Genomic DNA, 7,694 nt, shown 5'->3' with positions numbered 1-7,694 from the left:
TCGAAAACACCATGCCGAGCGTCTGCGCCCAATCGGGCAGGGCGGTGTAGTGCAGGTGATGCGGTCCGGCCCAGATGTAGAGAAAGATGATTGCCCAGAAATGGACGATCGACAGGCGGTAGGAATAGACCGGCCTGTTTGCCTGCTTGGGCACGAAATAATACATCATGCCTAGGAAGCCGGCGGTCAGGAAGAAGCCAACGGCATTGTGGCCGTACCACCATTGCGTCAGGGCGTCCTGGACACCGGAAAAGGCGGAGTAGCTCTTGGATCCCAGGAATGAGGCCGGCATCGACAGGTTGTTGACCACATGCAGCATCGCGATGGTGACGATGAAGGAGAGGTAAAACCAGTTGGCGACGTAGATATGCGGCTCCTTGCGTTTCAGGATCGTGCCCAGGAACAGGATCAGATAGGCGACCCAGACGATGGTCAGCCAGATATCCACATACCATTCGGGCTCGGCGTATTCGCGGCTCTCGGTGATGCCGAGCAGGTAGCCGGTCGCGGCCATAACGATGAAGAGCTGGTAGCCCCAAAACACGAACCAACCGAGATCGCCGCCGAATAGGCGGGCGCGGCAGGTGCGCTGGACGACATAGAGGGACGTGCAGAGCAGCGCATTGCCGCCGAAGGCGAAGACGACGCCCGACGTATGCAATGGCCGCAGACGGCCGAAGTTGAACCAGGGCTGAATGTTGAGATCGGGGTAGGCAAGCTGCAACGCAATGACGACGCCGACCAGCATACCGACGACACCCCAGAACATGGTGGCGATGGCGCCATAGCGGATTGGCCCATCCATATAGGCGGACGGGTCGATCGGAGCGGCGACCTTGAAATTCGTGTTGCGGATGAGGATGGCGACAAAGCCGAGCAGCACAAAAAACAGCACCCACATATGCTGCCGGAATGGCTCGTCCGCACCGAACCCGGCTGCCACAAGAGCCCCGAATGTGAACAGGCCCAAAGCGAAGATTTGCGTGCCGAACTTCATGACCTGTCCCCGACCTCCGATACCGATGCGCGGACGCCAATCCGCTTGACACCAATTCAGCAGTCGCGTTGTCGCCGCCTTGATCCATGTCAAAGCCATTTGTTTTTGGATTGGGCAGCGTTGCTCGCGCAAACGATCAGGAGACTGTTATTGAACAGGGAGAGGGAGCCGGGATCGACGCTGTTCGAAACGAGCCGCGACGGCTCGATACTGACAGTTCGATCTGACAGAGAAGCGGTCCCGGCGACGCTGATGAAACGTGCGCATCAGGAAAAGCTGCAGCTCTGCGATGCCTTGGAAAGAATAGCCGACACCCTGCCCAGGGTCGATTGCCTGTCATGTCTGGCTGCAGCCAATGCGATCGTTCCGCTATTACGCAACGTTCACCAATACGAAGAGACGGTCATCTTTCCGGTCTACGAGGCTGCTTCGACCAGCAGCGATGCCAACCGTGCTTCAATTCGTCGATTGCGTGCCGAACATGTCGAGGACGAATGCTTTGCCGGCGAGGTGACTGAAATCCTGCTGGCCATCGGCCATGGCGAGACAGTCGAGAATGCCGAGGCTATCGGCTTCATGTTGCGTGGCTTCTTCGAAGGCTTGCGCCGGCATATCGCCTTCGAACGCGAGCACGTCCTGCCGCTGATCGGGGTCGTCGATGCCGGTTAGGCGCCGGAGCGGCGTTCCAGCCGGCTCATGTTCTCCACAGTCACGTGCCGGTTGTTGTCGATCCGAATTACGCTGTCTGTTCGCAGCCTGGTCAGTTGGCGGCTGACCGTCTCGATCGTCAAGCCGAGGAAATCGGCGATGTCGGCGCGTGTCAGCGGCAGGTCAAAGCTTGTCGACTCGGCCGCCGCGTCAACTGCGGGATCGATATTTTTGGCGATCATCAGGAGAAAGCTCGCCACCTTTTCCGATGCACTCTTGCGCCCCAGCGTCACCATCCAGTCGCGTGCTTCGTCCAGTTCATTGAGCGTCTGCTTGAAGAGACGATGCTCGAGCTCTGGCGATTCCTTCATCATGCGCTCGATGGCGGCCTTCGGAAACGAACACAAGGAAACGGTGGTTGCGGCCTCGGCGTTGATCGCACTTTCCGCCTTGAAGGGCCTGCCCAGGAAATCGGGAGCGAACTGCAGGCCAACAATCTGCTGGCGTCCATCCGAAAGGCTCTTGGTGAGCTTCACCACGCCGGAAAGCACATTGGAATAGCAGTCGACGGTCTCTGCGTCACCGATCAACTCCATGCCCGGTTTGACCTGTTGTTTGGACGAGGTCTTGGCGAGCCCCACCAATTGCTCGGGATCGAGTGCGCCGCAAACGCCGCGATGCCGTGCCTCGCACGACTGGCAAAGCACTGGAATGCCGGCACTGTGAACGTCCTGGCGCACCGTCATCTTGATCGTCCAATGGGTTCCATGTGCCGGCAACGTAGCATCGGCGGAGAAAAAAGCCTTGCGGCAGTTTGTCTGCGAGGCCTTGACCGAAATCAAGGCCGCCGGCGACCAAAGTGACCAGTGTCGCGCATGCAAAGAGGATCGGATAGCGACATGCGGCCAGAATTCGTTGCCAGGCTCGGTGAGAACGTTCCACGCTATACCAGCTACCCGACCGCGCCGCATTTCCATCCAGGCGTTGATGCCGCCGTTTGTCGTGGCTGGATGCAGGCACTCGACAGCGGTGACGAGATCTCGCTCTATTTGCACATTCCCTACTGCGATAAGCTTTGCTGGTTCTGTGCCTGCCATACGAAGCAGACCCGCCACTATGAACCGGTGAGGATCTATCTCCGCTCACTGCATGCCGAGATCGTCACAGTCGCCAGTCTTGTCGCAGGCAAAGGTCGCGTGCGGGCAGTTCATTTCGGCGGTGGTTCGCCGACGATGCTCAAGCCAGACGACATGGTTGCGCTGGCAACCGTCTTGCGTAACAGCTTCGATTTTCTTCCCGACGCCAAGATCAGCGTCGAAATCGAACCCAATGATATGGACGAAGCACGCCTCGATGCGCTCGCCGAAATAGGCATGACGCGAGCGAGTCTCGGCGTGCAGGATTTCGAACCGAAAGTGCAGAAAGCGATCAACCGCGAGCAAAGCTTCCTGCAGACCAAGGCGGTCGTCGACGGCGTTCGTTCGCGCGGCGTCGAATCGGTCAATCTGGACCTGCTTTACGGGTTGCCGCATCAGACCAGGGAGAGTGTCTGTTCCACCGTGGCGCAGGCGCTGACTCTGGAACCGGACAGAATGGCACTCTTCGGCTACGCGCATGTGCCCTGGTTCAAGAAACACCAAACGATGATCGACGAGGCGTGGCTGCCAGGTCCCGCGGAGCGGTTTGCTCAATCGCAACTGGCGGCACGGGCGATCGTGGACCGGGGATACGAAGCAATCGGCCTCGACCATTTCGCCAAACCGGGCGATGCCCTGGCGCTTGCAGCCCGCGCAGGAACTCTGCGCCGGAACTTTCAGGGCTACACGGAGGATCGCTGCGAAACATTGATCGGGCTCGGGCCGTCATCAATCAGCCAGTTTCGGCAGGGCTATGCACAGAACATGCCTTCGACCAGCGAATATGGACGCATGGTTGAAGCGGGAGGGCTGTCCGCTGTGCGGGGTATCGAGCTTTCCGACGACGACCGCGTTCGCGGCTGGGTAATCGAACGGCTGATGTGTGACTTCGCCTTCTCGGCGATCGAGCTGGTGGAGCGCTTCGGCCAAGCCGGCCAAAGCCTTCTCAGCAAGGCAAGTGCAACAGCCCTCCATGATCCTGCGCGGTTGCTCGAGCTTGATGGCGACAGTTTCGTCGTGCCGGCGGAAAGTCGCCCCTTTGTCAGAAGCATCGCGGCGAAGTTCGACAAATATTTCGAAGCCGGCAAAGCCAAGCATTCGGCAGCGGTCTGAAATATCGCTTCGTGTCAGAAATGCTCGCCGGCCTTGAACGGGCCGATGCGGGTGCCTGCCGCAATAAGATAGGCGGTCGACCAGCCGATAAGCAGAAATCCGTTCACGCCCTCGAGCGCCGCCAGGACACGCCACGCGTGAGCGGGCACGATGTCGCCATAGCCGACGGTCGAAAAGGTAATGGTCGAAAAATACAGTGCGGTTTCGAAATCGGCGAAGATATCAAGCAGCCTGTATAACCCCGCCCAGAGCCAGACCTCCGCGGTCATGACGGCAAAGAGCCCCATCACCACGCTGATCATTGCGACGATACGGCTGCGGCGTCCGTGCATACGAAATCTGGCGACCAGGTGCCCCATCGCATGGGTAACGGCCATCAGGCCAAAAGTGTGAACCAGGACCGTCAGGCTTATGACGATCGTGCCGACGAAGAGATTGAGAGCCATGCAAGGAAATTACGAATTCCGAGGACAATTTCCTTGCGCAAAATCAAACCCGGCACTGGCCTTTGAAGTGCCGGCCCTGTTTCGCCAAAACCAGCCTATTGGCTGCCGTCGGTCGCGGCGGGGGTGAGGCGAAAGAACATCGCGAGCTTCAAGCTTGTCGCTATCCGTTCGGCGCGATCGACAAACACCGCCGCCGTTTCGGGGGCAAAGAGGTCGGCTGCCGTCCGGCCGAACAGGGCCAGCCAGATCTCGAAGTCGGCCTCGGTAACATCCTTGAGCTTGAGGTGCGCCGGCACCGGCCGTCCGTGATAGTCGCCGCTTTTCAGGATGACCGAACTCCAGAAGTCCGTCATTTTCTCCAGGTGGGGCTCCCAGTCGCCGGTGATCTCGCGTGCGAAAATCGGCCCGAGCCGCTCGTTGCTCCTGATCTTGGCATAGAACTCGCGGACTAGTTTTCCAATTGACCCCCGATCGACGCCAGCATGGTCCAAAGGCTGTTCCGCGACGGGGCGCGCCCGATCTGTCAAAGCTGATTTCGATGTCATCATGACTCTTGTCTATGTTGTCAGGATAATCCGAGGCGCCGAAGGGTAGCTTGCACAAGACTGGGCCGATCGCGGACCAGCCGGAAACCCAGATTGTCGGGCGGGGTTCCAACCGCGCAGCCGCCGCTCTTGCCGTCGCGGATGAAGTTCGACATGTAAGTGCGGTGGAAGCCTTCCACAACATGCACTCCGCAATTGTCTATCGAACTCACAACGCCCACGCCGTCGCTGGCCATGGTTGCATGGATGTAGCAAGTCGACGTCCATTCCCAGATGTTGCCGGCAACGTCCGCCACTCCCTTGGAGTTGATACCAAAGTCCCCCTGGACCCTTGGTTCAGGATCCGGCTTGCGTCCGAGCGCCGTTTCGATGCGGTATTGAGCGAGCCAGCGCAGCGCCGGGTTGTTCGGGTCGCTTTCATCACTCTCTATGTCGCCCCGGAACCGTTCGCCGGCGGCATACGCCCACTCGACGTCCGTCGGCAGCCGCCATGTCTCGCCCGTGCGGGCTGAAAGCCACGTCGCATAGGCTTCGGCATCGATGTGGCTGACGCCTGTGACCGGAACGTTGCCGATCTTGCGCGGGTCGGCCGGCTTGCAGGCGCCGTCCGCCACGCAGTGCTCATACTCGGACAGGCTCACCTGGTATTTCATGATCTCCAGTGGAGCATTGATGGATTCCAGCGCGACAGGCGCCGCGACGGGGTGGTTCTTCTTGAGGAATTCTCCCGGCTGTGGGTGATCGAAACTGCCGGGCCCGAGGACCACCACGTCGCTCATGGCTACCGGTGGCGGGACCTCGAAGGAATTGTCGAGCGCATGGTTCATGCCTAGGCCTATCAGAGCGGCAGCTCCAATTGTTCCGAAGGTGAAGACAGGATCGAAGGACATGGCATCAAGTCCGCCGCGAGTGCAACTCTTCGGCTTTGCCGACGGGTTGCACCGAGGATCGGATCTCCGTCTACGAGGCAATGGCCTTGGGCGCTTCGACCTGCATCATCAGATCGTCGTCCCAGGTTCCTTCGACCGTGAAGTGCGCGGTCGCTCCGAGTTCGACTGCCTCGATCAGATTGTGGTTTACATAGGCATAGATGCCCGGCTGCAGGAAGGTGTAGAGTGCCGAACCTGCCGACCCGCCACGGATGAACCATGTTTCCAGATCCTTGGACGGCGGGTTCGCGAATTTGCCCTGTTCCCAGACATAGTCGCCATGACCGCCGATCAGGTGCGGTCGGGTATCGCGATTGGCTTGGGAATGGACGATCAGAACGGTTTCGCCGACCTTGGCCTTCATGGCGTTCGCGCCGGTCAGCGATCCTGCCTTGCCGTTGAACACGACATGGGTCGGGATCAGCCCGCGCATGACCTTGACGGTGTCGTCGTAATTGTCGCCGGCCGAGTCGTACTTCTTGAATTTCCCCTGCTCGTCGCGCGGGATGTAGAAGTCGTTTTCGCCGATGTAGTAGATGTGGTCATAGTGGATAGGGTCGCCCTTGTCGTTCTTGAGGCCGTCCCGAGGCAATATCATCACCGCACCGCTCATCCCCGACACGACGTGCCACGGGATCATCGCGCCGCCGGGCGCGCAATGGTAGACGAACGTGCCGGTGCGGGTGGCCTTGAAGCGCAGCGTGACCTGCTCGCCGGGATTGATCAGCGTCAGCCCGCCGCCGCCGAGAGCCCCGGTAGCTGCGTGGAAGTCGATGTTGTGGGCAAGCGTGTTCGTGTCAGGGTTGATTAGCGTGAGCTCGATATAGTCGTCTTGATGCACAACCATCAGAGGGCCGGGAATTGAGCCATTATAGGTCATGGCATTGAGCTGCGTTCCATCGGCATCGATGACGATCGGCTTTTCTTCGATGGTCATGGTGAATTCGACGACCTTTGGACCGCCCTTGGCCACCTGCTCGTGAGCGTGGACAAATGGCGGCGCCACCAGGGTGACCTTTTCGCGCGGCAATCCCGCGACTTCCTTCGCGCTCGCCACTGCCGGCATTGCGACAACGGCAGCGGCAGCGGCTGCGGTAAGGACAGATCCTAACAAAGCTTCGCGTCTCGTGAGCATTTCCATCTCCTTGGCTATCGCTACTTGATGGGCTCAGAATAAACTGCGTACTGGCCAAGTCTTTGCGTTAGCGCAAATCCAATGTCTTTCGCAGGTTTCTGGTTTGGAGACGCTGTGCAGCGAAGCACGCCGCGGCGCGCAGTGCCAAATAAAACAGGCCGGACAGACCGCTCCCCGGTCCGTCCGGCCTCTGCTCCGGAACATTGCGAACCTGAGCGGCATCCATGAAGACCAGGTCAGTTAGCAGTGACCTTGGTTGCTTCGGCGAACAGGTCGGCGAATACAGGTTTGGCTTTTCCGATCTGCTTCACGGCTTCCGCCGCCTCAAGATTGACGGGCTTGCCGACGACGATCAGCGCAACCATGCCCATGCCGTAGTGCGGAGCGCATTTGACACCGTAGACCCCTTCCTTGGTAAGGGTGACCGTTATTTCCTCACTGGCTTTCCCCTTGAACGCTTCAGCACCGTCCGGGATCATTCCCTTAATGATCTCGGCATTGTGGGACTTGTCGGTCGGCACGAACTTGATCGTGTCTCCAGGCACCGCCCGGATAAAGGCAGGCTGGAACACCATCGAGCCTTTCTCTCCCTTGTTCAGCATTTGCACCACGTGTTCTTCGGCATTTGCGGAGCCGGCTATGGTAAGGAGGGCGATGGCCGCGGCAATCAGAGGCAGTTTCATAAGGGAAGTCCTTTCTTGAGTTCGTCACGGTATCGACCGTGCCCCGCCGGACGATCTGGCGA

9 protein-coding genes are annotated in these 7,694 nt (G+C 59.4%); 2 read left to right on the top strand and 7 right to left on the bottom strand.

Going from position 1 to position 7,694, the window contains the following annotated elements:
- Nucleotides 1–997 (bottom strand): cbb3-type cytochrome c oxidase subunit I (locus NKH57_RS21140; protein WP_352946905.1); only part of this gene is annotated, 997 nt, incomplete at its 3' end.
- Between the two features lie 252 nt (nucleotides 998–1,249).
- Here NKH57_RS21140 and NKH57_RS21135 point away from each other — a divergent pair.
- Nucleotides 1,250–1,666, top strand: a complete 417-nt coding sequence (locus NKH57_RS21135; RefSeq protein WP_023759203.1) for a hemerythrin domain-containing protein — start codon at nucleotides 1,250–1,252, stop codon at nucleotides 1,664–1,666.
- On the opposite strand, the gene NKH57_RS21130 is transcribed toward NKH57_RS21135, so the two are convergent.
- Nucleotides 1,663–2,391, bottom strand: coding sequence for a Crp/Fnr family transcriptional regulator (locus NKH57_RS21130; RefSeq protein WP_023759202.1), 729 nt, complete (start codon nucleotides 2,389–2,391; stop codon nucleotides 1,663–1,665). The two genes, NKH57_RS21135 and NKH57_RS21130, sit on opposite strands and share 4 nt — an antisense overlap.
- 153 nt (nucleotides 2,392–2,544) lie before the next feature.
- Here NKH57_RS21130 and hemN point away from each other — a divergent pair, with 153 nt between their 5' ends.
- On the top strand, nucleotides 2,545–3,894 hold the full coding sequence (hemN, locus tag NKH57_RS21125; protein WP_352946902.1) for an oxygen-independent coproporphyrinogen III oxidase: 1,350 nt from the start codon (nucleotides 2,545–2,547) through the stop codon (nucleotides 3,892–3,894).
- A 14-nt stretch (nucleotides 3,895–3,908) separates the two neighbouring features.
- Here hemN and NKH57_RS21120 read toward each other — a convergent pair whose 3' ends face one another.
- From NKH57_RS21120 to NKH57_RS21100, 5 genes are all read right to left on the bottom strand, one after another.
- A complete protein-coding gene (locus NKH57_RS21120) occupies nucleotides 3,909–4,340 on the bottom strand; it encodes a potassium channel family protein (protein WP_352607411.1) in 432 nt (143 codons plus the stop codon).
- Between the two features lie 95 nt (nucleotides 4,341–4,435).
- Nucleotides 4,436–4,885: a group III truncated hemoglobin gene (locus NKH57_RS21115; protein ID WP_352607409.1), complete on the bottom strand. Its 450-nt coding sequence runs from the start codon at nucleotides 4,883–4,885 to the stop codon at nucleotides 4,436–4,438.
- A gap of 20 nt (nucleotides 4,886–4,905) precedes the next feature.
- Entirely contained in the window at nucleotides 4,906–5,712 is an 807-nt protein-coding gene (locus NKH57_RS21110) for an SUMF1/EgtB/PvdO family nonheme iron enzyme (RefSeq protein WP_352834443.1), read from the bottom strand.
- A gap of 133 nt (nucleotides 5,713–5,845) precedes the next feature.
- Entirely contained in the window at nucleotides 5,846–6,949 is a 1,104-nt protein-coding gene (nirK, locus tag NKH57_RS21105) for a copper-containing nitrite reductase (RefSeq protein WP_352607405.1), read from the bottom strand.
- 236 nt (nucleotides 6,950–7,185) lie between these two features.
- Nucleotides 7,186–7,632 (bottom strand): pseudoazurin, encoded by a 447-nt coding sequence (locus tag NKH57_RS21100; RefSeq protein WP_352607403.1) that lies wholly within the window; start codon nucleotides 7,630–7,632, stop codon nucleotides 7,186–7,188.
- Nucleotides 7,633–7,694: the final 62 nt, after the last annotated feature.

The organism is Mesorhizobium sp. M1050 (genome assembly GCF_040318715.1).
Taxonomy (GTDB): domain Bacteria; phylum Pseudomonadota; class Alphaproteobacteria; order Rhizobiales; family Rhizobiaceae; genus Mesorhizobium.
This window is presented reverse-complemented; position numbering and strand designations above follow the sequence as displayed.